We start from the raw sequence: 25,449 nt of genomic DNA, 5'->3' as shown, positions 1-25,449 counted from the left end.
TCATTTTCCAGGCACAGGGTGGGCGAGCGTGTACGCATCACGCGGTTGCGGCTTGACGCAGAGCGTGAGCACCACGGCGGCCAACAGCGCCGCGCTCATGAATGCGTACGACGCCAGCGGAGAGCCCGTGGCACCGTTCAAGTAGCCAACGAAGTACGAGCCGACAAACGAACCGAGGGCGCCCATGCTGTTGATCAGCGCCATCGCGCCACCGGCGACGTTCTTCGGCAGAAGCTCCGGCACGATTGCGAAGAACGGACCATACGGCGCATACATCGCCGCGCCGGCAATCACGAGCAGCACATACGACATCCAGAAATGCGTTGACCCGAGTGCAAACGACGCAGCAAACGCTGCAGCGCCCACCAGCAGGAACGGCCAGACGAAACCGCGCCGCGACCCCACCTTGTCCGACGCCCACGACGCCGCGAGCATCGCGATGGTGGCCGCCAGATACGGCAGCGCAGACAGCCAGCCCGTCTCGACCATGCCAAGCGACGAGCCGTTCTTCACGATGGACGGTAGCCACAGCACGAAGCCATAGACGCCGATGCTCCAGCAGAAGTACTGCGCGCACAGCTTGATGACGACAGGCGAGCGGAAGGCCTCGCCATAGTTGCGCATCGGCTTGATGGCCGCCTGCTCCGCAGCCAGTGCCTGTTCGAGGTCGCGCTTTTCCTGTGGGCTCAGCCACGGCGCCTGCGCGGGCTTGTCCTGCACCAGGCACCACCAGCACACGGCCCAGATGATGGCGGGCACGCCCTCGGCGATGAACATATGGCGCCAGCCGAACTCGCGCACGAGGTAGCCCGATACCACCGACATCCAGAGCACGGTCACGGGATTGCCCAGAATCAGAAATGTATTCGCGCGCGAACGCTCGTGCTTGGTAAACCAGTTGCTGATGTAGATGAGCATCGCCGGCATGACGGCCGCCTCGACCACACCCAGTACAAACCGGATCGCCATCAACGTTGGAATGTCACTCACGACGCCCGTGAGCGCGGCGCACAAGCCCCACAGCACGAGGCTGATGAACACGAGCTTCTTCACGCTGCGGCGTTCTGCGTAGATCGCGCCGGGAATCTGGAAGAAGAAATAGCCGAGGAAGAACAGCGCACCAATCAACGACGAGAGCCCCTGGCTGATCCCCAGATCGTGATTGATGCCGGCCGCCGCTGCGAAGCCATAGTTCGCGCGATCGAGGTAGGCCAGGCTGTAGGTGATAAAGACGATCGGCATGATCATCCACCAGCGCCGCGCGGCCAGTTGCGTTGCCATGGTCGTGTCTCCTTTGATGGTTTGCGTTGCCCGTGACGGGCGGCAGTCGAAGCGCTGCGTTACACGTTGGAAATGGGTTCCGGCTCGCATGCCATGCGGGCCGTTTGTTCAAGCACCTCGAGCGCGGCGCGCGTCGGCAGGCCTTCGGAATCTCCGATCACCTGGATCGCCAGTGCGCCAATACGGTTGCCGCGCGCAACAGCCAGATCGGGCGACAGCCCTTCAAGCAGCGCGCTGACAACGCCCACCGCAAAGCCGTCGCCCGCGCCCACTGTGTCGACGACGCGCGCTACACGCACGCCGTCGGCGATGCCTTCTGCTCCGTCGGCGGTCCGGTAGTACGCACCGGCCGCACCCAGCTTGATGGCCACACCTCGCGCACCTTGATCGAGATAGAAGCGCGCGATATCGGCCGGGGTGTCATAGCCGGTCAGTTGCTGCCCCTCGGCCAAGCCGGGCAGCACCCAATCGGAAAGCGACGCCAGCGCGTTGAGCGTGCTTACCATCTCCGCGGCGGACGGCCACAGCGTTGGGCGCAGGTTCGGATCGAAGGAGATCGCCCCCCCGGCCGCACGCATCTCTCGCGCAAGGTGGAACGCCAGTTCACACGACGACGCTGAAATTGCGGGGGCCACACCCGTCAGATGCAGATGGCGCGCGCTGAGCACGTAGTCGGCGACATAGTCGGCGCGGGAGAGGCGGCTGGCGGCCGAGCCTTTACGGAAGTATTCGACACGCGGGTCGCTGCCTTCGTCGGCGCGCGCCTTCAGTTGGAAGCCCGTGGGATATTGCGGATCCACCGCTACACACGATGCGTCGATCCGTTCGCGTGCCAGCGTTTCCAGCACGTATTCACCAAACGAATCCTGCCCCACCCGGCTCACATAGCCGACGCGAAAACCGAGGCGGCTCAAGCCCACGGCGACGTTCAGATCGGCACCTGCGATGCGCTTGGTGAACTGCGTGGCCTGCGCGAGCGGCCCGGGCGCCGTCGCCACGAACATCGCCATGGCTTCGCCGTAGGTGATGACATCCAACGTATGCGACATGCGTCAGCTCCTTCGATGTCGAGTCACCGTCAGGCGGCCTTGAGCCACATGACATGTTGATGGGCGTCCGCGGCGGGATCGACCGCGTTGAACGGAAATTCGATGCCGCGCGGTACATCGCCGGGCAGCGCGGCCAGCACAGCGGCGAATCGGGCATCGTTGCCCGCAGGCGCCACGGCAAAGCGACGCGCGCCCTCGCCCGCGACGCTCTTGCAATGGATGTATTCGACGTACGGGGCCAGCGCCTGCGCGCACGTGAGCGGCGTTTCGCCAGCCCACTCCCAGTTGCCAACGTCGAACGTCATGCCGAGCATGTCGGCCACGTCCGCCGCTTCCAATGCGCCGAACAAGCCTTGGAACTGCGACAGCGACCCGCCCACCGCCTGCTGACCGTTCTCGACCAGCACCCGTGCCCGCCAGCCTTGCAGGAGTCGGGCTAGCAACTCCGCCGATGCATCGCCAGCGAAGCCGCCAAGCTGGAACTTCACGATGCGCGCACCCAAGGTTTGCGCTTCAACCAGCGCACCTCGGACAGCGACCGTGTCCAGAGCGCCGACGTCCGTGTACAGCGCGGCCGGCGTGGAATAGACCGCCCACAGACCATGCGCTGCCATCAGGCGGCCCAATGCAGCCAGTAAGTCAGCCGATACCGTGCCATCCAGCCCAGCGGGCAACAATTCACGCCGCACCTCGAAGCCGGCTGCGCCGACCGAAGCGGCCAGGGGAACATAGGCGTGATGCCCCTGCTCGCGCACCTGAGCGGCGCCGAACGCGCTCGCAACAATCACGATATCTGCCATGTGTGCGCTTTTTCCGTTATGGAACCGGTTCCAATTGGAGCTATGTTGGTGGCTGCAGATCCTGAACGCTATAGAGGAAATCCCTAGCGGCGGTAGCCGACGCGACCCGTCGGCCATTTGATCCGCGGCGGTCAGTGCGATGGCGCTATCGGGAAGGCACACCGCGCTATCGATGTGAAAAGCCCGGCCACCCAAAGCGGAAGGAGACGGCAATCGCGCGGAGCACGGCCAAACAAAAAGGGCCGACAGTTGCCTGCCAGCCCTTCGAATTTTGGTGGGTCCTGCGGGATTCGAACCCGCGACCAATAGATTAAAAGTTTGTTTGAGCTCCGCAACCTGCAGATTCATGATCTTGCACGAACCTTTACGTATAGCCATCTGGAGCCTATTCTAGCTTTCATGGGGTTAGGTAGAGATGCACGGTAATTCACCAATCTCATAACCCCGGCATAACCCTGGAGGAGCACATGACCCGCTCCCTCAACTTCACCAAGGCGACACTGGACGCCCTTCCCGCTGCCAAGCCAGGTTCGCGGGAGACCTACCACGACTCCAAGACCCCCGGCTTGCAACTCCGAGTGACGGAGAGCGGCGTAAAGACGTTCTCCGTTTACAGGTGGCTGAAGGATGACAAGAAACCGCAGCGTAGGACGCTGGGCCGCTATCCACAGATGACCATTGAGCAGGCTCGAACTGCGGCGGCACAGGTGAACGCCCTCGTCGAGGCAGGGGGCAACCCCGGGGATGAATTGAAGGCCAAGCGCGCCAAAGGCGTCACGCTGCGCGAAACCTTCGCGGAATTTCTCCGCGCCCGCAAGAACCTGTCCCCCCGCACGGTCTACAGCTACGAACGCATCATGGGCTTCCATGCGGAGGAGGATCGTACAGACGCTAGGCGCTCAAAGCACAAGCCTCGCCGCTCTGGAGAGTCCTTCAAGGACTGGTTGGATAAGCCCATCGTGTCGATCACCAAAGACATGGTGGAGAAGCGGCACGCCAAGATGGGAGAGTTTTCGCATGCCCAGGCGAACTGTTCAATGCGCGTATTGCGCACGGTGCTGAACTTCGCAGCAGCCAAGTATGAGAACAGCAAGGGCGAGCCCATCATCGCTGAGAACCCAGTGAAGCGGCTATCGCAGACACGAGCGTGGTATCCAGTGGGCCGACGCAGCACTGTTCTGCGGCTACAGGACCTGAAGCCTTGGTTTGCGGCTGTGCTGGCGCTCCCTACAGTAGACGGAAACAGCCAGCGAGTGGCCAATGCCAAGCCAGAGGACGTCCGCGACTATCTACTCTTTTTGATCTTGACAGGCGCTAGGCGCACTGAGGCAGCTAAGCTGCGATGGGATCAAGTGGACCTCATAGCTCGCACCTTCACGTTCCACGAGACGAAGAACAAGCAACGTCACACGTTGCCACTGTCGGACTACCTTTATGACATGCTGTCTACTCGGAAAGAGGCAGTTGCAGGCGACTACGTCTTCCCCGGCACTGGCAAGGCCGGGTATCTAGTCGAAACGCGGAGGCAGACGGCAAAGGTAGTCGAGGAATCCGGCGTCTCCTTCACACTGCACGATCTGCGGCGCACGTTCATCACGATCGCAGAGTCCCTGGACATCCCTGCATACGCTCTCAAACGGCTGCTCAACCACAAGAGCGGCAACGACGTGACAGCTGGCTACATCGTGATGGATGTAGAGCGTCTGCGCGAGCCAATGCAACTGGTTACTGACTACATCCTGCGCACAGCCGGGTTGCGGCCCACTGCGGTGGTTTCCCCACTTCGAAAGAGACAGCATCATGAGTGATGGTGCTGGCTTCTCATGGTTTTCTGCGGACGATGCGCGGGACCTTGCTGACATCGATAGCGTCGAACTCAGTGACGATATGGTCGATACGATGGTAGAGCGGCTGAACGGCTGCGCCCACCAGTTCATCTTCATCGCATGGCAGCTGCAGCAGCGCCAAACCCACACGGAAGTCAAATCGAAGTTAGGCTCGATCACGTCAGCTGTCCAGACGCTCCAGCAAAAGCTTGATAGCGACGTGCTGGGGCTGATAGCGATCGGACTGCAGTACGCAATCGAAGAGGAATCGCGAACCGAGCAAACCGAGCCTCGGCCCGTGACCGCTTACGCACAAGATCAGGCTGTCGAAGCTGCGCATGACCTCACCCTCAACGCCCGCCGCGTCATTCAGCTCCTTGCGCAAGGCATCCCTGAGGCGCAACGCATCAACAACGGCCGCATAGAGCGGACCAAGCGCGAGAAGACCCAACATAAGCCGGATGAGGCTCTTGATGAACTACTTTGGAATTTGCTCGACGTGCGCAAGTCCTGCCTAGGGAAACCAGCAGAATTTGTCGACAACCCGGAGGCTGACGTTCCTGCAGAGCTTCTTGAATTCCTTCGGCACGGCCTGCAAGTAATTCGTGCAAGGGTGGGCAACCCTGCCGACCAGCGTGCGGTCAGGAACACCAGGAAGCTCAGAGCACTCTTAAACATCCTGCTCCCTGCACTCCGGGAGCGAGTCCGTCGACTGCCCGAAAGGATGCGAGCTCGACAGCAGGCGGCAGCGGACCGCGCCGAAAGGGCTGACCGCCCTCACAAATCGGCGTAAGTTTCCGCATCGGTTTGCCAATAGCCAAGCACCTCGGTCCTTCTTACAGTACATCCATGCCCGCCGGAATAGCGGGGACTCACGAAGGATGTACAGATGAACCAGCAACATCTACAACGGGGCGCTCAGCCCCCCCAGTCCGATCTACTCACCACTGAACAGGCTGCGGCCTACCTCGGAGTCAAGCCGCGCTCCCTTGAGGTCTGGCGCTGCGTCGGCAGGTATGGTCTCCCGTACCTCAAAGTTGGCCGGCTGGTCAGGTACCGGCAGTCGGACCTGGATGCATTCCTGGAACGGAATGTGAGGGTTGATCATGCCGCGTAAGCACACACCCAAGGGACAGCCCGACGTACGGGGTATGGCTGCCACCCGGATCGATCCTGACGGACCCTGGGAGAAGGTGATTGTGCAATACGGCCAACTAGTGTCGGCTATTCACGATGCACTGTTAGAAGAGCTGGGGCCAGGCGCTGTCATCCCCACCGACGACTCCAGCTCCACGCAGTGGTTTTGGAGAAACAGGATCGGCATCCCGTGGGGGCACCTTCCCTTCTTCATGCCCTGGCTGAGGGGCATACACGATGTCGAAATCCATGAGGACGGTAGTGGCGGCGTGTTCTATCGTTTCAAAGCGCAGTCCCCAGAGCCCCATTGACTGCACCCTTTACTGACTCGAGTCCCGCAATAGCGTTCGGGACCTACCCAGGTCAAGGACACCGTAGAGGTGCACCTGCCGATCAAAGGGCCCCAGGCCCATGTTTTTCCGCGAGTAGTAGTATGCCGCGAGCACACGACTCCATTGCGCCGAACGGCGAACCAGCCGGACAGGGTGCAGTCAATGGACTGCCGTACGACCTCACCAAGCTGGACCAAGCTGCCAAATTCTATGTGCGGTGCGGGCATCCAGTAGTCCCTGTGCACCCGTATGCCAAGAATCCTTACATCAAGGACTGGGAACAGCATCCGCTACGTACAGTTGAAGAGATACAGGATCATTGGAGCGCGCATCCGGCCGACAACGTCGGCCTATTCATGGGCGATGAATACGTAGCCTTGGATATCGATACAAAGGATGGAAAGGAGGGAGCACGTACACTTGCCTGGCTAGCCGCCAAGTACCCACCCATCAGATCTACTCTGACGCAACGCTCCCAGTCTGGGGGCTGGCATAAGATCTTCAGGCTCACGCCGGCGCAGCGATGTCGGCTGCGCAAGCACACAAACGTGCGGCTTGGCCCCTGCCACGCCAACTCTGGCCTCGACATCATCACAGGCAATGCAATCATTGTCGTCGCGCCATCCACCACGCACGTCGGCGCGTATAAGTGGAAGGACCTCGATGCCGAGATCCTCGATATGCCTGACGACCTCTTCGAGCTATTGGTGAGCGTCGAGCATGCAGGACGTGAGCCGGCCAATGATCCCGCACCGCAGTTGCTAGGCGCTAAGCCGCCGGTGGTTGAGCTTGACGACCATATCATCGCATTGCTGCAGCGTGGATATCGAGATAGCTGTGGGTATCACTCTCCCAGCGAAGCACGGGCTGCATCCTACCGTGCCCTCTGTGCGGCCGGCTATACCGCCGAGCACATTGCCTACGTAATAGAGAAGAGCCCACTGAGGTATCACGCCGACAGAACACGACCGCCACTGTCAGGCAACGCGCTACTCCAGGACATCAAGAGGGTCCTGGCACTGCCCTATACCGAGAGCACAGGAAGTGAGCGGGATAGTGGAACGCCTCGAACCCACATCACGCCAGGGCTGTTCAAGGACTACACCACGCTCTGCGGTGCGGCCAACGCCTGTCGCTGGATAGTGAAGGGCCTGATCCCTGCGGACGCGACAGGAATCCTTTACGGTGAGGCCGGCTCATATAAGACGTTCGTCGCGCTGGATCTAGCCCTGCATATTGCCCATGGCCTGCCTTGGTGCGACAGGAAAACCCTGGGTGGCCTTGTCCTGTACGTTGCAGGCGAAGGCGGAAGCAGCTTGCGCTACCGCATAGAGGCTTGGCACAAGCGCCAAAATCTAGATCCCGGTGCCGTACCCTTGCGCGTGTGCACGACTCCGCTTCCGCTCAATGACAAGGACTGCGCTGCGAGCGTAAAGGCGGCAATTCGGCAGCTTGGTACAGAGCTCGGTGCCCCGGTGCTAATCCTGATCGATACCCTGAGCCAGAACTTCGACGGAGACGAAAACTCGACCAGCGAAATGGCGGCGTTCTTCCGCATCCTCACAACCGAGATTCGTGCAGCCTGCCAAGGTTCCTCGGTGATCCTGATCCACCATACGGGGCATGACAAGACCCGCGCACGAGGCAGCTACACGATCAAGGCAAATACCGACTTCATGTTCCGACTGGAAGGGCAGGCCCACAAGGCAACGCTCACCTGCGAAAAGATGAAGGATGCCGAGTGCCCCGCCCCTCTGTCCTTTGACCTCCACGTGATGGATCTCGGCGTGGACGAAGACGCTGACCCTCGCAGCTCTCTTACCGCCGAGTTCTCACCCACCGCTTCCGCTCCGGCAACAAGCCAACGCCGGCACAGCAAGCATTCCGCAACGCTCCTGGCGGTGATGCGCGACCTCGAACACGGTGCACTGGAGCCGGAAATCAGAGAGGCGTTCAACAAGGCTTGCCGTGAGCTTACCGAGGAGGCTAGGCGCCGTGGCTTCAACCGCGCGCTCGAAGCCGCACGACAGGACGGCTGGATCGTTCGTTCACCAAGCGGCGTTTTATCCCTGGCAGCTCGATCAATGCAAGACGCCCATGACATTGATGCCTGAAAGAGGACATCAGACAGGACAGGACACACCTATAGGTGTGTGTCCATGTCTGTCCGGTTTTGTCCGTGATGTCCGCAGATGTCCGGTTCTGTCCGGACTGCTGTCCGGCTGCCTAGCTATAAAAAATTGAACAGCCTGCCAAGCGATGATCTGACCGCGAGAAGCACTCCCCCATCGGGGTACCGTTACACAGGCGAGGTGGCGTTCCTCTTGTGCTCCCCGAGTTCTCGCAGCCGGTCGGCCAGGTTCCCTAGCCGCTGCTGTGGCACTGTTGCCATCGCGTCTCGCAATACCTGTCGTTTGTCGATGGCCATCGCAAGGATCGCCATGACGTCGCGAGCTGAGACGGGCTTGCGCACGATTTCGCCCTTGGCCGTAACGACGTAGTCGCCGTTCTCCAGCCGATCCATGGTGGCGGCAAGCGCCAACTGAATCATCTTGGATAGGGTGGCATCGATCTCCCCCTCCATTTCCGTGCGGACTTGTGCGACGAGGGTCTCCCACCAGTCCGTCTTCTGCCAATCGTAGAGCGTTCGGACGGGGATGCCGGTGGCTTCAGCCGTGCGTCGCATACTGCCAAGCAGGACGAATTGGATAGCAGCGATGCGCCTGTCGTCGCTACTGTGCACGCTACCTTGGCGGTGAATAGCATCACTCATGGAGCTTTCCCCAAATCTGGATAGCACTATTCTAAGGATTCACAGGCAAGCTCTCCACTGTCCGCCTCTGCCGCACTGGATAGGTGAGGCACCGATTCCAGCCGCTCGGATTGCGCGGAAAAGGTCGAAAAAATTGCCGCGCCGCTGCTTTGATATGGCTACTGAAGGTGGGGTAAGAAAACGATGCAGACAATCCTTACAGACGCACAGCTACGTGCAGCGCTGCACTCGATCTACGTCGCGCAGTTTGAAGCGATCAAGGCGTACCCCAAGGGGTTTACGAGGGCTGATGCAACACGAATGCTTACGAGCCTCATGGGAGCGCGCCCATGGTCTTGGCGCGTCATTGGTATCACGCCTGCGGCGCTTAAAGTGTTTGCTGAGCATGACTTCAAGCGGCCACCAAGGCAGTTGCAGCGAGGACACCAACAAGACCGCGCAACTACTGCGCAGGCTCTGTATTTCAATCGTTCCGAGCCGATGGAGTTGGCAGAGTTCTTTGCCTACTTCCTTGAGCGTGACAGGACGGTCATCATGACCAACGAGGAAAACAAGCATCGGCCAGACAGCGTATTTCCCGATTACATCCCGATCCCTCAGCACCTCCACCTGTTTCCATCTGGCACCCTGGTGGGCTGGCAGCACCGCAAGCTGGAGACCGATTCCTCCGAGAGCTCTTTGTCCAACAATCGCCGGGGCATGGTGTGTTGAACGCTACGGAGTCAGCTGATGCCTAGATACCGGACCAGAGTTGGCGCGACGGTCGTTAGTGCACCATGCTGTTACAGATCGATGGCAGATTGCTCTCGCCGTTTCTTAGCAGTTGTAGGCACTGAGCCATGATCTCATTCTGCAGTTGTAGTTGCCTAGTCTGCTCAACCGTGTTCCGAGTCCTTTCCGGAGTACTCGTCGAGCTATTGATCTGGTCGAAGAGCGAAGTCGTACCCTGCCCACGCGGCTCGACCTGTTGCTGCTGCAACTGCTGGAGCGCCATTTGGTCGCGAATCTGTCGTAGAAGAATCGACTGGTCTGAGTCCTGCGAGAAAGCGTACGGAGCAACACAGGATGCTGTTGCGGCGAGCACCCAGGGGAAAATTGATGGCTTCATGGCTGTCCCCTAAGATCGAACTTGAATCAGTGATACATCGTTTGTCGGGCGTGCACGTTAGTGGAGTTGTGCTCCCTTAGGCATCCCCAGTCCATATCCTGTATGCGCCCCAGAAGGCCCCAACTATGGCGCCAGTCACTGCCCCACGCAGTCCCCCAAAGAGAGCAAAGAATGCCGTGGCCAACCCCATCGACACCAGCACGGTAAGCGCCGCGTCGGTACGGGCGTTCTTTTGCCCCTTCTTTTTAGTCGGAATCACCCATCCGCTTCGATCTTGATCCTTGTCTTCTTCGCCCACGATAGCCTTCCTCGACAACAGCAGATGGCTCCTGAAGTCTCTGCCCGCTGTCCGCCCCCCCAACCCAATATAAACCAATCAGTCTATTTGTAAAACCATTTGGTTTCCTAGCATCGGAGTGGCTCTCCGACACTGCGGGGCATGCCCACGTCGGAAGAAAAACACGCCTTCGCCGAACGCCTCAAGCAGGCCCTAACCCGTAGCTCGAAAAAAATCGGCTCGGCGGCTGAACTCGCTCTCCAGTTCAATCTGCGAACCACAGGCGAGCCCATCTCAGCTCAGGCCGCCCATAAGTGGCTGGTGGGCACAGCGATGCCGACCCTCGATAAGATTGAAACGTTGGCCGCCTGGCTGGACGTCCCGCTGCAGTGGCTGCGCTTTGGCATCCCTGAATCGGCTGGCAAGCACCGAAAGAGGAAGGCGAAAGCTGGCGACGTGGGCGCCTTGACGGCATACGAGGCCGAGTTGATTGCGCGGCTCCGGGCCATGCCGGAGGTTCGCCGCAAGCTCATCGTGGACTTGGCAGAACAACTCTCACTGGACGGAGAGATGTGGACTGGCTAGTGGAGCCCATGCCATCGCAGCTCCACACCGGGGCAGGGACGAGACTGAAGACCAAGAACAGCCGCTAACCTCCCCCACCCGCGACGGCCGAGTGTCGAGGGGTAGAGACAGGGTCGGTCCATGTCTAACGCTAATCCGCCCTCGTTGCGCTGTTTACCGAGATTGCGCGGTTGAGTGAGTCGTTTCTTGGCTAGCGAGGAATCGACCGTGATGGCGTTTCAGGTTCTCCGAGGACGGTTGGTCAACCGGAGTTTGAGGAAAAGCTTTAAGTCGCTGCAAATGGTATTGCGCGTACTCAGTACCTTGAAGCCTTCCTGAGACAACGACCCGACCGTCCGAATCAACAGCGATGAGATGCATGTCGAACAGCGTGTGCATGTCCGCACGCAGGAGCAACCCGTTTGACGTGGCGTAGTTCGTTTTGTGCGCGTGCGGCACGATGTGCGCTGCTTCAAGAAGAGGCACGACGATTGAGCCCGTAATCGCGCAAGTGTCACCGTAAGCGCGCCGGAGACGTTCGCGGAAATCACGCTGACCGCGTCGGGTCTTGACGTTCACCAGTTGCCGATTTTCGTTCTGTACACCATCGTCGCCGACGTCATCCGCCAGCGTCACCGCTTCAAGTGGGACGGAACGGTGCAGATCAATGTACTGTTCATTGTAGTTGTGATTAAACTTCCACCACCCGGCGCGTAGCCACGCGGCGGGGATAGGTTGAGACTTTGAGTTACTGAGATATTGATACGCGTGCTCAGAGACGGATTTTGGCAATTTTTCCAGGCCACCGTATTCTCTAATTTGGTCGTACGTAAGCCTTATGGTGTCTCCGGGCAGACTGCGTAGATATGCTTCAAATGCGTCGTATTTTTTTGCCATCGTGAATCAGCCTCAAAATGGATTCAAGTTGTGCTTGCGTGATCCTGCAGTCTACCCTTGCGAACTAGTCCGCTTCGGCCGTGTAGATGTTCTGCACGTACGTCTCGGCTTCCAGATCATCGGTGAAGTGGATTGGTACTGTATTGGTTCACGCCTAGTTGCGAACGTTGCCGGCTGAACGGCTGTGATCGAGCGTTAAACGGTGAGCGAGAATTCTTGTTTCCCAAGATTATCAGCCTACCGGGATTGATCTTGAATTCAGCATTACCTAGAAGAGAAAAAATACCCCTAAATAAAAATGATTGAGATCACAGAAAAAATAAAAGCATTGTTCGCAACGTTTGATCAGTCTGGGCGCGCAGTATTTAGAGATTTTTTAGCCCACAACCCCCAAGTAACAAAGTGGCATATCTCTGCTGATTTTTGCCTTCACGACGAAGATCGACCAAACAATGTTTTTTGTTTTTCACTCATCCCATATGACGCTACGCTCGTCGAAATTAAGGACGAAATTCAAAAGTCAATTCCAAAAGACTGGAAGAAATCAAAGATAATACCGACTGAAACCATTGAATTTCTGCGCGACAAGCGACGTTTCCATATCGCATTCATCTTACCCCGAGCTCCACAAGTTTTTTACAATGGGGAAGGGTCTGATCCCCTCGCGGTCGCGCGTGAATCAGTCTCAATGACTGTCGATGCGCTGATCGGGCAGGGACGCACAGGTGACAGCTTGCGTCGGCTCAAAGCCCTAAAGCAGGAAAGCAAGGCGAACAGATTTAACATCACGCTTCTATCTGATCTTTATCTCCTGAGCGATCTTTTCTGTTTTGTCACTCTCCTTCTCGCACGTGAGCGGCCCATCGAAGTGGCAGGTTGGCTGCCCGATCGTGACAAGATGACCACTTGGTGCGAAGGAGTTGTATTTGACATTGGCGTTCAGAACTTGATGGGGCTTGCGGAGCATTTTCGCATTGCCATTCCCGACGGCGGGCCTATTATCGGAGCGCCGACACCGGATGCGGGTCAAGACGCCATGTGGTATGACGAGTTCGTGCGTTTGCCTGATTATGTGGCGGGGATTCTGGCTGCATGGAATTTTGAGACTAATCAGATCCCCGCAGAACGGATTAAGTATCGAATTATGGCTCAGGATTTTGCCGCATTCGCGCAGAATATTATGGTCTTTAAGATTCGTTACGACACACGCTTTCAAAGCAGCCGGATTGTATTCGGGAAGGAAAGCACTGCCGCGTAGGACGTCAGTCCGACCGTTTGCAGCGGAGCAGAGGGCGATCGTTCGCCCGCAGTTTCTTAACCGACCGCTCAAGGTCGACAGCAGCCGTGGAAACTCGCGACGATGCCGGTTCGATTCCCACTGATGCACCAATACACCGCAGTACCAAAGATTACAGAAGACAATCTAAGTGTTGATTTGACAGGCCTTCGGGCCCGTTTTTCATTGGCGGTCCATTGTCTTTGGTCACCTGCGATGGTCCCTGACAATCCACGCAACGTACACGTGCTTTGAGATGCTCCAGGGCCCTTTATGGAACTAGGCGCCTCTCTTACAGCGGTTGCAAGTCTCAGCTCGCATCCCTTGGAATCATCTTCTCGATAAAGGCCCCGAGGGCCAATCCGCTCGGCTCCAAGTCTTCACTGAGATGCACGATCCAGCCACTTTGCTGTCGAGCGAGCTTGAGTGGCCCGCTCTTGTCCTTGCGCTCATCCGTCAAGACGACGGCTTCGAACGATCGAACCGCCAATGATGCGTCGGCTTGGGCCTTGCCGAGACCCGATCCGCTCAGTTTTTTTCCGTCTAGCAGCTTGGTCACCGCTTCGGACTCATACCACTCTCGATCAGCCGTCGATTGGAATGTACTCTGATCGAAGCCTCCGAAGACTTGGATCTTGGAAAGGCTGCCATCCGGTTCGACAGACGCGAAGCCGAAAACACTGGTTGTCTGTATGGAGTTTGTCTCAATCGCATCAGCTATGAATTGCTTGAGTGCTCGCTTATCGATCCCGTCCTTGCCGGTGGCAGGTATAGCGTCAATTTCAATCTCCACCTCCCTGGTGACACAAAGCGAATAGCGATCCCCCGGCAGTTCCTGAGCTAAGTCAAGCTGATTGCGGAACAGGTAGTTCCAGGCGCAACTATCGATGTACACGTGAATTTTGGTGTTCATGCCTAAGCCCTCCACACGAGCTTGCACACGCCGACCAGGAACAGTGCGAACGCTCCCAACGCTGAAAACCAGTTGGCGGCCATGGCAATCCGCGCCCACGCTGGTGCTTTAACCGACGCGATTGGCGCTTGATCTGTCAGCGCCATCATCACCTTTTCCCGGAGAGACCAAGTAACAAGCACACCGCTGGTGTAAATGAGCAACATCGCGAAGATGGTCACTGCAAGCCCTCCCAAAAACCATGGAAGTGCGGCGAATGCCGCGTTCTTGGCGGCCGGAACACTGTAAATTGCGGCCGCGCCGGCGACGCCGGCTGTGTTGATCACCGCAAGATGCTTGACTATCTCAAAGCCCCACGACATGACAGTTTGAGTCAGCGTCGCGATTGTCATGTTGAGCATTTGCGCAACGTGCTCGCGGTATTCGGGCTTGATGTCCTTCATGCGTGCCGAAGCACCAGCAAAGTCGGTCCCTTCGCTCTGTAGCGCCATAGCCCTCCCCCCCTTTTTGATCTGCCGTTCCAGTCTAGCAACCGCATAAGCTGGGTGCATAAATCTGCACAAGGCCGCCGAACTTGCAATCGGCCTTCTGCGCCTTGCCTCGGGCCGTTTTGCGGGGTTTTTGCCCTTGCATAAAAACCGCTCGATGAAGCGAGCAGTGAGGCGGGGTCCCAACCGCGCGCGCCGGAGTGGCGAGGCGCCCGGGTGCACCTTCCTCCACCTTTCCCCAAGGTGCCTCAAACCGCAGCAGCGGCTCGCTGAGGCACGATCGGCCCGTCCCAGTGTCTGGGCTGCCCAAAGCACAGCGAACGATACTGACGCCTCCAGGTGCGGTCTTATCCACGTCTGTAATGTCTAAGTTGACGGGGGAATTTGGTGCTCAAATACTGTATGCATATACAGTATTTTTTCCACCATGCCATTCCCCTTCGCCTTCAAAATCCGGTGTTCTCTCTCGCGCAGCTCCAGCAGATCAGCGGCCGATACGGCGGTGACCCCCTTGTGCACAGGTTGCTGGTTGAAATCCGTGCGCTCCAAGTCATCGTCCGCCGCGCATATCAGGTGGCTGAATCCGCCGGCCTCAGCAGTCGCGAAGTTGACGCTTTCGGAATTGCAGTGGCTGCCCTCCATGAAGAACTGTCGGGCGAGACCTGGTTTCAAGAAGAGCTGGCGGAGCGAAAGGCCTACCGCGAAAGGTTAGCCGCTGGCGATGCATCGCCAAATCAGATGCGCTCGCGGCATCAAACCCGGAAGCCTTAACGGTGTGCATATGTCACAACCCGTTCGTGAGTGCTTTGCAGCGTTGTCGCTTGACGAACTGCACCAGATCGCCGAGGAGACCAGACGGAAAGATCAGCGTGCTTGAATTCCGGTCCGACCCGCCGCAGACGATGCTCGTTGCCTGTCTCTGGTCACGTTGGACGAAACCCGGTGAAAAGGATCTGCTGTCGTTCGCCATCATCACCGACGATCCGCCCCCGGAGATTTCAGAGGCCGGCCACGATCGATTCCCTGTGCCTATTAAGGAAGAAAACATCGACGCGAGGCTGAACCCAGAGTCGCGCGATCTTGCGGCATTAGATGCGATCGTGGATGCCCGACCAGACTTGTACTACCTTCACAAGCTGGCAAGCTAAGCATTTTCGTATGTCGCTTGAAGATGAGAGAACGCATGCTCGCAGACCTATCCCAAGAACATGTCAAGCAATTCAAGGCACGCATGCAACGGTGGGTAGCGCCATCTCATGTCGCACTGCGAAATCGGCCGGATCAGCTCTCAAAGCTCCACGGCTTGGCAGCGATCGATGCAGAGCTTTTTCTTGAAGAAGCGCTAATCCACGAGCGTCCAAGCGATCCCCGCTATGCCGACCCTGTCCAGGTGGCGCGGCTTCTCACCCTTTCTGAGTTGTGGGTGATGGGCATGTACGAGTTTGCCCGGCGTTGGGCAGAGGAAGCGCGCGACAACCTGCCTGAAGGCTCCGACCATCGGGTGCTAGTTCATTCGATGCGAGATGCTCTCGCGCGTGTGCGCATGCCAATGGCAAAGGAAAAGCCAACCAGCCGGCGGAAAATTGAAGGTGACTTTGGTATTGCTATCCCCGTCGCGTTTACGGACGGCAAGGTAGGCTGGCAGGTTGGACCCAGCGCAGCCATCGCGCGCGTCGACCTAGCCGACGACGTTATTTGCACGCTGGAGCGGCTCGGAAGTACAAACCAGCAAGGGACTATCCAGCACTCGACTGATGGGGCAAGAAGCTCACCGCCTATCCAAATCTGACATTGATTGCCAGCAGCCCATCCTGCAACCCGCGCTAGTGTTCTTGTCGCCGTCAGCATTGGGCAGTGATGATCGAACTATCCCTTGCGATTGGCGAACGGAAGGGTGCCATGTAACTTCACGAACGCCTCAAGCAGGGCGCGCTCGGTGTCGCGCGGCACTGGCGGGCCATCCGTGGGCATTGCGCGCAGCAACAGCGACTCGTACTTTGCCAATTGCCATAGAATTTCGCCGCCCTTGTGGGGACCGTTGATCGATGTCTTTCCGGCACAGTGGTTTAGGAGGTCCCTGAGCCGCTGGCGAAGCGAACGCGGCGAGCGGTCCCCCGCGAGTCCGATGTATATAACTCGCGTGCCATTAACCCACTTTCTGCTTAACCGGTCTTCCTCCCACGGCGAGAGGACATTGCCAGCTTTGCGTGAATGGGTCGAGTCCAAGAAGGAAACCTCGCACTCCGGCGGAAGAATCAGCGCATAGACCCCGCACCGATCCAGCCAGTCATACCGAGGCAATCCGGTTGCAAGAAGGTCGCCTACGATACCCACGTCATGAAAGGGCAGGCCAGCGATCGGCGCCAACGCCCGTGAGTCGCCCTCCTCGCAGATGAACCCAGCGGACGCAAGCGTATTGGGAAGTTGATTTCGCTGCCGCGCGAGCGCCAAGTTCGCCGGCGATCTGTGTTGCAGACCAATCAGGCCATTTTTGCGCGTAAAAAGGTGTGGATACTTGTTCACGCGAGCACTGATCTGATTTGGGGGCACCGGTAGGCCATCGAGGCGCGAGTACAGGCCAAGGCAGTTAACCTTCGCGGCAATCACACGTGCCGTCATCGCCTCGGCGGAGTTCGAGAGCACTTCGACTATCGCCTCATGCAAAGTCAACACAGTCCGGGCCCTCCATTTCTCCTGGCAGCGCATTCAATAACGTGCAGCGTGGGCTGCCCGCCACACGGTCACCACTGCTGCCTTCGCTGCGTTTCGATTGGCCGATCACTGTGCGAGCGCCGGCTTCGATGACAGCATCATAGGGTTCCTGCTTGCGGACAGCCACAAGGGACGGCTTCCGACGTCAGCTGGCGACGATGTAGAAAGTGGAAAGGCTGTCTGGTGTGGACGTCGAGATCGAGGCGGCGGTCGACTGCCTGCAGCGGAGGCTGCATATTGAGCATCGTGCGCACTGGAGCAACTACACGCTGCCAAATTTGAAAAAATTTTGGGAAGGTCTCAAGAGTAGTCCGTCGACAGCGAAGTTTTCCCCCTCCCCCCCTCCGATCCGAAGGGTGTTTAGGGAGGCGGCTGACCAGGCACAGTGTGACCGCAGCAGCATTCGAGCGGAGACCAATTCGCCGTGGCCTAACCCTGGCATAACCCCGAGAAACGCAAAAGGCCCGACAGTTTCCTGCCGAGCCTTATGGTATTTGGTGGGTCCTGCGGGATTCGAACCCGCGACCAATAGATTAAAAGTCTACTGCTCTACCGACTGAGCTAAAGACCCCAAAGACCGCGATTATAGGAAGATATCTGCGATTCTGTCAACGCTCACCAGATCAAACGAGCTGCTCCATTCGCCACATCTGGTAGCGGAACGCCAGCACCGCACCGATCACGATGCCGGCCAGCGCGATGAACGAACCGATCGCCAGCGTCGACACGCCCGACAGCCCCTGCCCGATCGTGCAACCCAGCGCCGTAACGCCCCCAATGCCCATCAGGATGCCGCCAATGATGTGGTTGCCCGTGTCCTCGGCATTGGCAAAGCCCTCCCAGCGGAACGTGCGCGTGGCCAGCGCCACCGCTGCCGATCCTGCAATCACGCCAAGCACGCTCACAATGCCGACCGTCAGTACCTTCGATGTATCACTGAAGAACATCAGCCACTCCAGCGTGTACGACACCGGAGCCACGAAGCTCAGCGCTTCCATGCGCCCGCTGTTGGTCGCCACAAACGCTTCCTGCAGCGTGTTCGGATCTTCCTGCACGTAACCGAGATGCCCCGATACGTACCACATGCCGACGATGATGAGCCCGACGCCGATGCCGCCCAGCAGGTTGTCGCCCGTGCGGAAATCGCGCCCCAGCAGCGCCCACAGCGACAGCGCCCCGCCGATCCCCAGCGCCAGCACCAGACGCAGCATGCGCACATCACCGGAGAACGCGTGGCCCAGCACGCTCGGCAGATCCTGCGACGTCGGCAACGCAACGGCTACGCTGTCCACCGTTGCCACACGCACCACGCCAAACACGCCCTTGAGCGTCATGTACGCCGCAAGCCCCAGGAACACGAACACCACGACCGACTTGAGATTGCCGCCGCCGATGCGCACCAGCGTCTTGCTGCCGCACCCCGAGCCCAGCACCATGCCGAAGCCGAACAACAGCCCGCCCACCAGCGACGACAGCCACAGCAGCTTGCTCGCCGTGTAGATCGTCTTGCTCGTATCGATCAGGCCAAGCCAGCTCAGGCATCCCGTGCCGATCATGGCCACGCCGATGGCCAGCGCCCACATGCGCAGCCGATTCCAGTCGCCGATGTTGACGACATCGGACACCGCGCCCATCGTGCAGAAGTGCGTGCGCTGAAGGATCGCGCCAAACACGAACGTCAGCACAAACGTGCCCCACAGCACTGTGTGGGACAACACGTTGAGGTCGATATCGGGCATGGTGCCTCAGACGTAGCGGGTGGGATCGGGCACGCCCGCGGCTTCAAAGCCGGCCTTGCGGATGCGGCACGAATCGCACACGCCGCAAGCGCGGCCGGCGTCGTCGGCCTTGTAGCACGACACGGTCAGGCCGTAGTCCACGCCCAGCCGCACACCGGCCTGGATGATTTCCGCCTTGGTCATGTCGATGATGGGTGCGTTCACTCGGATGCGCTCGCCTTCCACACCGGCCTTTGTCGCCAGGTTGGCGAGCGTTTCGTAAGCGGCAACGTATTCGGGGCGGCAATCCGGATAGCCGGAGTAGTCCACGGCATTCGCGCCAAAGAATAGGTCGCGTGCGCCGACCGCCTCGGCCCAGCCAAGCGCCAGCGACAGCATGATCGTGTTGCGCGCCGGCACATACGTGATCGGGATACCCGTCTGCGCGCCGTCAGTCGGCACGTCGAGCGCATCGTCCGTCAACGCGGAGCCCCCGAACTTGCGCAAGTCCAGATCGACGATTTCATGTCGCACTGCGCCGAGCGCCGCCGCCACTTTCTTGGCTGCTTCCAACTCGGACGAATGGCGCTGGCCGTAGCGCATCGACAGCGCGTAAGTCTCAAAACCGTCCGCATTGGCCATGGCGAGCACGGTGGCAGAGTCCAGCCCGCCGGAGAGCAGGACGATGGCGCGTTTTTTCATGGGTAAAGCCTTGCAAAGCAAATCGGGAAGGCCCGCATTTTAGCGTGCCGCCGCCCTGCCCGCGCCCAACCGGGCATATGCCCGCTATTCAGCGGTCCATGAAAAAACGCCCGCCGGTGCAGCCACGGGCGGGCGTTTGTTTACATGCCGAGCGGCCTGCCGATCAGCGCATCGACTTCAGACGGCTTTGCGCCGTCTTGGCCTGCTCGGTGCCGGGATACTGAGAGACCACCGATTCCAGCGTCTTGCGTGCGGCCGCCTTCTGGCCAGACTCGCCCTGGTTGGTCGCCACCTGCAGCAGCGCATCGGGCGCCTTCGGATGCTGCGGGTTGCTGCGCGCCATGTTCTCGAGCACGTAGCTCGAGCCCTTGTAGTCGCGCTGCGCATAGAGCGCGTTGCCTAGCCAGAACTGCGCGAGCGGCAGATACGGGCTTTGGGGATACTTCTTCACGAACGCCGAGAACTGATTGCCTGCGCCCTTGAAGTCCCCGCCCTGGAACGCCTTGAGCGCAGCGTCGTATTCCGGCTTCTCGTTCGGCTGGACCATGCCTTCGCGGCCATCCACCGTGGCTTGCTGCGGCTCGAACTTCTTCAGGCGCGCATCGAGGTCGGCGTAGTAATCCTTTTGCTGCTTGGTCAGCGTATCGACGCTGTTCTGCAGGACTTCGTTCTGCCCGCGCAGGCGCGCCACTTCCGATTTGAGTGTCTCGATCTGGTTTTGCGCGTCGATCAGGTTCTTGCTGTTCTGATCGATGCGCTGGGCAGCCGTCGACTGGAAGTTGTTGAACTTGTCGCGCATGTCGATGATGGCGCGGCGCGCCTCATCGTCGTCAAACACCCCCGCTGCCGCCGGGCCGGCCATGGTGAGGGCGCCACCCGCGACGAGCGTCGCCAGCAGGACGGCCCGACGCATGGCCCCATAAGCGCGCTGTTTCATCATCGTATTCATGTGATTGCCAACGTAAGAACGCCGGCCGCAACCTCGCAGCCGGCGCGTTCCACTTCAAACCGTACCGATTAATAGACGATGTCGGCGCGGCGGTTCTGTGCCCACGAGTCTTCGTCGTGGCCGGTCGCTTGCGGCTTTTCCTTGCCCAGGCTCACGGCTTCCATCTGGCTGTCAGGCACGCCCATCGACGACAGGGCGCGACGCACGGCCTCGGCACGCTTCTGGCCCAGTGCGAGGTTGTATTCGCTGGTGCCGCGCTCGTCGGTGTTGCCCTGGATCAGGACCTTGCGCTGATTGTGCGATTGCAGGTAGCGCGAGTGCTGACCCAGCAAGCCTTGGTACTCCGGCTTGACCGAGTAGCTGTCGAAATCGAAGTAGATGCTGCGCTTGGCCAGCGGGCTGTTCGGGTCGGTCAGTTCGTCGCGGCCCACGTCCACCGGGGTCACCGTGCGGGCATCCGCACCCGTGCCGGCGGCACCGCCCGTACCGTTCTTGGCCGTATCGTCCAGCTTCACGCCCGAGCTGCAAGCGCCCAGGGCCAGCAGCGCGGCAATGGCTGCGAGTTTGATCATGGTTTGGGACTTCGACATGTCCGATTTCTCCTAGTGGAACAGCTTCGTTATTGCATGAAAGGACCCCACGCCGGCTCACGAACTTCGCCGGCCTGGAGGGAAAGAACCTGACGCGTGCGGCCATCGGTGGACACAGCGGCCAACACCGATTTGCCGCCAACGCGCGTGGCATACAGGATGAACTTGCCGTTGGCCGCAAAGCTCGGCGATTCATCGTTAGAGGTGTCCGTCAACGCGTTCACATCGCCATTCGACAAATCCTGCGTGTACAGGCGGAAGGCACCGCCCACGCGCGAAATGTACGCCAGCAGCTTGCCGTCCGGCGACACGCGCGGGCTCGTGTTGTAGTTGCCCTTGAACGTCACGCGTTGCGCAGCGCCCGCCTCTTCGCCGTCAACCGACATGCGATAGATCTGCGGCGCACCGCCGCGGTCGCTGGTGAAATAGATGTACCGGCCATCCGGCGAAAACGACGGTTCGGTATCGATCGCGCTGCTGCGGCTCAGGCGGCGCAGGCCCGAGCCATCGGCGTTGACCAGGTAGACTTGCGTATTGCCATCGCGCGAGAGCGACACCGCCACATGACGGCCGTCCGGCGACCAGGCCGGCGCAGAGTTGTTGCCCTTCTGGTTCGAGATCACCGTACGGCGGCCTGCCACCAGGTCATGCACGTACACCACCGGCTTCTTGCTCTCGAACGACACATACGCGACTTTGGTGCCATCCGGCGACCACGACGGCGAGATGATCGGCTCATTGCTCGTCAACGCGATCTGCGGGTTGGCGCCATCCGAGTCAGATATCTGCAGTTGGAAGCGACGGCCAACCTTGGACACGTACGACAGACGCGTTGCAAAAACACCGCGCTCGCCAATCAGCTTCTGGTAGATGTAATCGGCAATTTCATGCGCGGCCAGGCGCAGTTGGCCAGGGCCACGCGTAAGCGACAGGCCGCCCAGGCTTTCGCCCTTGGCGGTGTCGTACAGGCGGAAACGAATCTCGTAGCGGTCGCCGTTGCGCGTCACGGTGCCGCCCACGAAGGCTGCGGCGCCCTTGGTTTTCCAGGCACCCAGGTCAGGCGCCGGGCTTTCCGGCACGACTGCCCCGGCCACATCGACGTTCGAGAAACGACCGCTGCGCGCCAGGTCCGCCCGGACAATCGCGGAGAGGTTTTGCGGAGCCTGTGCTTCGCCCTGGAAGTTGGCGATTGCAATCGGGTATTGGCTGGCGCCGACACCCGAGATCTCCACGTTGAGCTGGGCATGGGCCACGCCCGCGCACGCTGCGCTCAGCAGAAGCGCCTGCGCTGCACGTCGGAACATCGGGATCCACATCGTTCGCATCATGTTCATCTTCCCTACTATCAAATCCGGAATCCGAGTACGCCGGCCAGCGCTGCCTTGAGTGGCGCTAGCCCGTTATTCCTTCGGCCGGAACGTCAGGATGACGCTCGACGGCGCTTTGCCGTTGGTATCGCGCGGCAGCGGGTCGGAGCGCTCAACTGCGCGCATCACGGCTTCGTCATAGGCGCCGTTGCCACTCGATTTCGTCAGGCGCTTGGACAGGATCGAACCGTCCGGCGCCATCTGCACCGACACGACGGCAGACGGGTTGCCATTGACGGCCGACGGATCGAACAGGATGTTCGGCTTGACCTTGGCCCGCACACGCTCGGCGTATCCGGCCGACGCCGTACCGCCCGTGCCCTGGGCATTGCCGACACCGCCACCGGAACCCGCCACCGTGCCCGTCGCACCCGCACCGGCCATCGCACGCAGCCGTTCCAGCTGCGCCTGGCGTTGTGCGTTGGCGCGCGATTCACTTGCCTTACGCTCGGCATCGGCCTTGGCCTTGGCTTCTGCGGCGGCCTTGGCCTTCAATTCCTTCTGCTTCGCCTCGGCTTCCGCCTTCGCCTTCGCTTCGGCCTGGGCTTGAAGCTGTGCATTCTTGCGGGCCTGCGCTGCGTCCGCGGCAGCCTTCTCAGCGGCCTTTTCCTTGGCCCGCTGTTCGGCCAGGGCCTTCCGTTGGAGTTCCGCCTGACGCGCCTGTTGCTCTTCCTTCAGACGGGCTTGACGCTGGGCTTCTGCCCGTTCTTCTGCGGCGCGGCGAGCGAGTTCGGCCTCACGGGCGGCAGCAGCCTCCTGTTCGCGCTTGCGCTTTTGCTGCTCCAGCGCGATATCCGCTTCCTCTTCCACCTTGGCCGGCGGCGCCTTGATCACCGGTTCGGGCTTGACCTCGGGCACCGGCGCGGCCTGCTGCACGGCCTGCTGAACCGCCGCCTCGTCCCACAGTTCAGCCTCCTCGCCGCGCGGGGTACTGCTCTGCCACTGCACGCCAAAGTACAGAAAGATGATCAGCAGAACGTGTGTCAGGACCGCCAGCCCGAACGCGCGCAGCGTGCCGCGCTCGCGAACAGGCTCGTAACGGTGCAACGACGTCGTAGCCATGACGTTCAGGTTGCCTCGCCCGGATTCTTCAGCGTGCTCATGACGATTTCACCATCAGGCCGACGCGCTTCACGCCATCGCCCTTGAGCACGCTCATCACGGTCAGCACGCGGTCGTACTGGACCGACTTGTCGGCGGCAATCACGACGGGCTGGTCGGGGTTTTCGTCGGTGCGCTGCTTCACGAATGCGCGCAGCTCGTTGTTGTTGGCGAGCTTCTGCTCGGTGGCGCCGGAACCGGTCTTGATGCGAGCAAGGATCGTGCCGTCGCTCTTGATGGTCACCACAATGGGCGGCTGCGTCTGCTGCGGCGTCGCGTTTGCCACCGATGGCAGATTGACCACGCCCGGGTTCACCACGGGCGCCGCCACCATGAAGATGACCAGCAGCACCAGCATCACGTCGATGTACGGAACGACGTTGATGTCGGCCTTGGCCCGTCGGGCGCGGCGCGTTCGCTGGATGGTAGCCATGAGCGCGACTCCTTAGCGCGTCTGGCGCTGGAGGATGTTCGAGAACTCTTCCATGAAGCTCTCGAAGCGGTTGGCCAGGCGGTCGATCTCGGTGGCATAGCGGTTGTAGGCGATCACCGCCGGAATGGCCGCAAACAGACCGATGGCCGTGGCGACCAGCGCTTCGGCAATACCGGGCGCTACGGCCGAGAGGGTCGCCTGTTGTACGTTGGACAGGCCGCGGAAGGCGTTCATGATCCCCCAGACCGTGCCGAACAGGCCGATATACGGACTGACCGAGCCGACCGACGCGAGGAACGGCAGGTGGGACTCCAGCGAGTCCATCTCGCGCTGGTAGGCGGCGCGCATGGCACGGCGCGAAGCATCGAGAATGGCGCTCGGATCGCCGCCGCCGCGCTGCAGCTCACGCGCCTTCAGGTATTCGCGCATGCCGGCTTCGAAGATACGTTCCAGCGCGCCGGTGGTGTGGCGGTTGTTGGCAGCGCTCTGATACAGCGCCTGCAAGTCGCCGCCGGCCCAGAAATCGCGCTCGAACGATTCGGTCTGGCTGCGCGCTGCGCGTAGTGCAAAGGCTTTGCGGAAGATGTACGTCCATGAGAACAGCGACATCACCAGCAAGAGGCCCATGACGAATTGGACCAGGAGGCTGGCATGCAGCACCAGCGAGACGATCGACAGATCTTGTGTGACCTCGACGGGATTCATGCGGCGGCTTTGATGGTTGCGAGTACGGGAGCGGGAATCGGGGTCGGCCGGAAAGTGAGCCGGTCGACACATCCAACACGAATCGTGCCTGATGCGAGCAAAACGTCGCCGCGCCAGCCTTCTTGGGCGAATTGGACCGACGCGGGGCCGACCCGTTCCATACGCGAACGGATCTGAAGCAGGTCGTCCAGGCGTGCCGGCGCGCGGTAATCCACGGCAGTGCTGCGCACCACGAAAATGGCTCCGGTCGTGTCGGCCAGCACCTGCTGATCGACCCCAAGCGCGCGCAGCCACTCGGTGCGGGCGCGCTCGAAAAATTTCAAATAGTTGGCGTAAAACACGACGCCGCCTGCGTCGGTATCTTCCCAATACACGCGCAGGTTCCAGTCAAAAGAAGACATTGGGTAATTTTACCAAGACGCAAATGACGGCCAGACATCCACCGACTGGC

General features: G+C 60.0%; 27 protein-coding genes and 1 tRNA gene. 10 read left to right on the top strand and 18 right to left on the bottom strand.

Going from position 1 to position 25,449, the window contains the following annotated elements; translation table 11 throughout:
• Genes RP6297_RS03485 through RP6297_RS03475 form a run of 3 tightly spaced genes read right to left on the bottom strand, consistent with a single transcriptional unit; the run spans position 1 to position 3,130 of the window.
• Positions 1 to 1,281, bottom strand: a complete 1,281-nt coding sequence (locus tag RP6297_RS03485) for an MFS transporter (protein ID WP_009238792.1) — start codon at positions 1,279 to 1,281, stop codon at positions 1 to 3.
• Positions 1,282 to 1,340: 59 nt separating this feature from the next.
• Entirely contained in the window at positions 1,341 to 2,330 is a 990-nt protein-coding gene (locus tag RP6297_RS03480; RefSeq protein ID WP_009238793.1) for a sugar kinase, read from the bottom strand.
• A 29-nt stretch (positions 2,331 to 2,359) separates the two neighbouring features.
• Positions 2,360 to 3,130, bottom strand: coding sequence for a sugar phosphate isomerase/epimerase family protein (locus RP6297_RS03475; protein ID WP_009238794.1), 771 nt, complete (start codon positions 3,128 to 3,130; stop codon positions 2,360 to 2,362).
• Between the two features lie 467 nt (positions 3,131 to 3,597).
• Between RP6297_RS03475 and RP6297_RS03470 the strand changes: the two genes are divergently transcribed.
• The 4 genes from RP6297_RS03470 (at position 3,598) to RP6297_RS03455 (ending at position 8,539) form a co-directional block, all read left to right on the top strand.
• A complete protein-coding gene (locus RP6297_RS03470; protein WP_009238795.1) occupies positions 3,598 to 4,938 on the top strand; it encodes a tyrosine-type recombinase/integrase in 1,341 nt (446 codons plus the stop codon).
• On the top strand, positions 4,931 to 5,749 hold the full coding sequence (locus RP6297_RS03465; RefSeq protein WP_009238796.1) for a hypothetical protein: 819 nt from the start codon (positions 4,931 to 4,933) through the stop codon (positions 5,747 to 5,749). Before RP6297_RS03470 ends, RP6297_RS03465 begins: the two co-directional genes overlap by 8 nt.
• Positions 5,750 to 5,845: 96 nt before the next feature.
• Positions 5,846 to 6,073, top strand: a complete 228-nt coding sequence (locus RP6297_RS03460) for a helix-turn-helix domain-containing protein (protein WP_009238797.1) — start codon at positions 5,846 to 5,848, stop codon at positions 6,071 to 6,073.
• A gap of 453 nt (positions 6,074 to 6,526) precedes the next feature.
• Positions 6,527 to 8,539 carry an AAA family ATPase gene (locus RP6297_RS03455; RefSeq protein WP_009238799.1) on the top strand — a complete coding sequence of 671 codons (2,013 nt, stop codon included), beginning with the start codon at positions 6,527 to 6,529 and terminating at the stop codon, positions 8,537 to 8,539.
• A gap of 185 nt (positions 8,540 to 8,724) precedes the next feature.
• Here the strand turns inward: RP6297_RS03455 and RP6297_RS03450 are convergent, their stop codons facing one another.
• The gene (locus RP6297_RS03450) at positions 8,725 to 9,198 is read right to left on the bottom strand and encodes a hypothetical protein (protein ID WP_009238800.1); all 474 of its coding nucleotides are present in this window, start codon (positions 9,196 to 9,198) and stop codon (positions 8,725 to 8,727) included.
• A 183-nt stretch (positions 9,199 to 9,381) separates the two neighbouring features.
• Between RP6297_RS03450 and RP6297_RS03445 the strand changes: the two genes are divergently transcribed.
• Together RP6297_RS03445 and RP6297_RS03440 are read left to right on the top strand one after the other, a co-directional pair.
• Positions 9,382 to 9,909, top strand: coding sequence for a hypothetical protein (locus RP6297_RS03445; RefSeq protein ID WP_009277317.1), 528 nt, complete (start codon positions 9,382 to 9,384; stop codon positions 9,907 to 9,909).
• A gap of 836 nt (positions 9,910 to 10,745) precedes the next feature.
• Positions 10,746 to 11,168: a transcriptional regulator gene (locus tag RP6297_RS03440; RefSeq protein WP_009238804.1), complete on the top strand. Its 423-nt coding sequence runs from the start codon at positions 10,746 to 10,748 to the stop codon at positions 11,166 to 11,168.
• Between the two features lie 153 nt (positions 11,169 to 11,321).
• On the opposite strand, the gene RP6297_RS03435 is transcribed toward RP6297_RS03440, so the two are convergent.
• A complete protein-coding gene (locus RP6297_RS03435) occupies positions 11,322 to 12,044 on the bottom strand; it encodes an HNH endonuclease (RefSeq protein WP_009238805.1) in 723 nt (240 codons plus the stop codon).
• 298 nt (positions 12,045 to 12,342) lie between these two features.
• On the opposite strand from RP6297_RS03435, the gene RP6297_RS03430 reads away from it, so the two are divergent.
• On the top strand, positions 12,343 to 13,302 hold the full coding sequence (locus tag RP6297_RS03430) for a hypothetical protein (protein WP_009238806.1): 960 nt from the start codon (positions 12,343 to 12,345) through the stop codon (positions 13,300 to 13,302).
• A gap of 328 nt (positions 13,303 to 13,630) precedes the next feature.
• Here RP6297_RS03430 and RP6297_RS03425 read toward each other — a convergent pair whose 3' ends face one another.
• Together RP6297_RS03425 and RP6297_RS03420 are read right to left on the bottom strand one after the other, a co-directional pair.
• Positions 13,631 to 14,233, bottom strand: coding sequence for a hypothetical protein (locus RP6297_RS03425; RefSeq protein ID WP_009238808.1), 603 nt, complete (start codon positions 14,231 to 14,233; stop codon positions 13,631 to 13,633).
• A gap of 2 nt (positions 14,234 to 14,235) precedes the next feature.
• Positions 14,236 to 14,676 carry a hypothetical protein gene (locus RP6297_RS03420; protein ID WP_223293260.1) on the bottom strand — a complete coding sequence of 147 codons (441 nt, stop codon included), beginning with the start codon at positions 14,674 to 14,676 and terminating at the stop codon, positions 14,236 to 14,238.
• Between the two features lie 447 nt (positions 14,677 to 15,123).
• Between RP6297_RS03420 and RP6297_RS03415 the strand changes: the two genes are divergently transcribed.
• The 3 genes from RP6297_RS03415 to RP6297_RS03405 all read left to right on the top strand — a co-directional run bounded on the left by RP6297_RS03415 (position 15,124) and on the right by RP6297_RS03405 (position 16,510).
• On the top strand, positions 15,124 to 15,492 hold the full coding sequence (locus RP6297_RS03415) for a hypothetical protein (RefSeq protein WP_108912250.1): 369 nt from the start codon (positions 15,124 to 15,126) through the stop codon (positions 15,490 to 15,492).
• A gap of 98 nt (positions 15,493 to 15,590) precedes the next feature.
• On the top strand, positions 15,591 to 15,869 hold the full coding sequence (locus RP6297_RS03410) for an SOS response-associated peptidase family protein (protein WP_009238811.1): 279 nt from the start codon (positions 15,591 to 15,593) through the stop codon (positions 15,867 to 15,869).
• A 35-nt stretch (positions 15,870 to 15,904) separates the two neighbouring features.
• A complete protein-coding gene (locus RP6297_RS03405) occupies positions 15,905 to 16,510 on the top strand; it encodes a hypothetical protein (RefSeq protein WP_009238812.1) in 606 nt (201 codons plus the stop codon).
• 77 nt (positions 16,511 to 16,587) lie between these two features.
• Here RP6297_RS03405 and RP6297_RS03400 read toward each other — a convergent pair whose 3' ends face one another.
• The 11 genes from RP6297_RS03400 to ybgC all read right to left on the bottom strand — a co-directional run bounded on the left by RP6297_RS03400 (position 16,588) and on the right by ybgC (position 25,399).
• Positions 16,588 to 17,364, bottom strand: coding sequence for a hypothetical protein (locus RP6297_RS03400; RefSeq protein WP_139181156.1), 777 nt, complete (start codon positions 17,362 to 17,364; stop codon positions 16,588 to 16,590).
• A 564-nt stretch (positions 17,365 to 17,928) separates the two neighbouring features.
• Positions 17,929 to 18,004: transfer RNA gene (locus RP6297_RS03395), tRNA-Lys, on the bottom strand.
• A 52-nt stretch (positions 18,005 to 18,056) separates the two neighbouring features.
• A complete protein-coding gene (locus tag RP6297_RS03390; RefSeq protein ID WP_009238835.1) occupies positions 18,057 to 19,172 on the bottom strand; it encodes a YeeE/YedE family protein in 1,116 nt (371 codons plus the stop codon).
• 6 nt (positions 19,173 to 19,178) lie between these two features.
• Entirely contained in the window at positions 19,179 to 19,853 is a 675-nt protein-coding gene (gene queC / locus RP6297_RS03385; protein ID WP_009238836.1) for a 7-cyano-7-deazaguanine synthase QueC, read from the bottom strand.
• Positions 19,854 to 20,016: 163 nt separating this feature from the next.
• A complete protein-coding gene (ybgF, locus tag RP6297_RS03380; protein ID WP_009238837.1) occupies positions 20,017 to 20,802 on the bottom strand; it encodes a tol-pal system protein YbgF in 786 nt (261 codons plus the stop codon).
• A gap of 68 nt (positions 20,803 to 20,870) precedes the next feature.
• Complete coding sequence (gene pal / locus RP6297_RS03375) at positions 20,871 to 21,392, bottom strand: peptidoglycan-associated lipoprotein Pal (protein ID WP_009238838.1); 522 nt, start codon at positions 21,390 to 21,392, stop codon at positions 20,871 to 20,873.
• A gap of 29 nt (positions 21,393 to 21,421) precedes the next feature.
• Complete coding sequence (gene tolB, locus RP6297_RS03370) at positions 21,422 to 22,726, bottom strand: Tol-Pal system beta propeller repeat protein TolB (RefSeq protein WP_009238839.1); 1,305 nt, start codon at positions 22,724 to 22,726, stop codon at positions 21,422 to 21,424.
• Positions 22,727 to 22,792: 66 nt separating this feature from the next.
• Complete coding sequence (gene tolA / locus RP6297_RS03365; RefSeq protein ID WP_009238840.1) at positions 22,793 to 23,821, bottom strand: cell envelope integrity protein TolA; 1,029 nt, start codon at positions 23,819 to 23,821, stop codon at positions 22,793 to 22,795.
• A gap of 37 nt (positions 23,822 to 23,858) precedes the next feature.
• A complete protein-coding gene (gene tolR, locus RP6297_RS03360; RefSeq protein WP_009238841.1) occupies positions 23,859 to 24,293 on the bottom strand; it encodes a protein TolR in 435 nt (144 codons plus the stop codon).
• 12 nt (positions 24,294 to 24,305) lie between these two features.
• Positions 24,306 to 24,998 (bottom strand): protein TolQ, encoded by a 693-nt coding sequence (tolQ, locus tag RP6297_RS03355; protein WP_012761461.1) that lies wholly within the window; start codon positions 24,996 to 24,998, stop codon positions 24,306 to 24,308.
• Positions 24,995 to 25,399 carry a tol-pal system-associated acyl-CoA thioesterase gene (ybgC, locus tag RP6297_RS03350; protein ID WP_009238843.1) on the bottom strand — a complete coding sequence of 135 codons (405 nt, stop codon included), beginning with the start codon at positions 25,397 to 25,399 and terminating at the stop codon, positions 24,995 to 24,997. Before ybgC ends, tolQ begins: the two co-directional genes overlap by 4 nt.
• Positions 25,400 to 25,449 lie beyond the last annotated feature (50 nt).

Source organism: Ralstonia pickettii (genome assembly GCF_016466415.2).
Taxonomy (GTDB): domain Bacteria; phylum Pseudomonadota; class Gammaproteobacteria; order Burkholderiales; family Burkholderiaceae; genus Ralstonia; species Ralstonia pickettii.
Note: the sequence above shows the minus strand (reverse complement) of the source record. Positions and strands in the feature narration are given on the sequence as shown.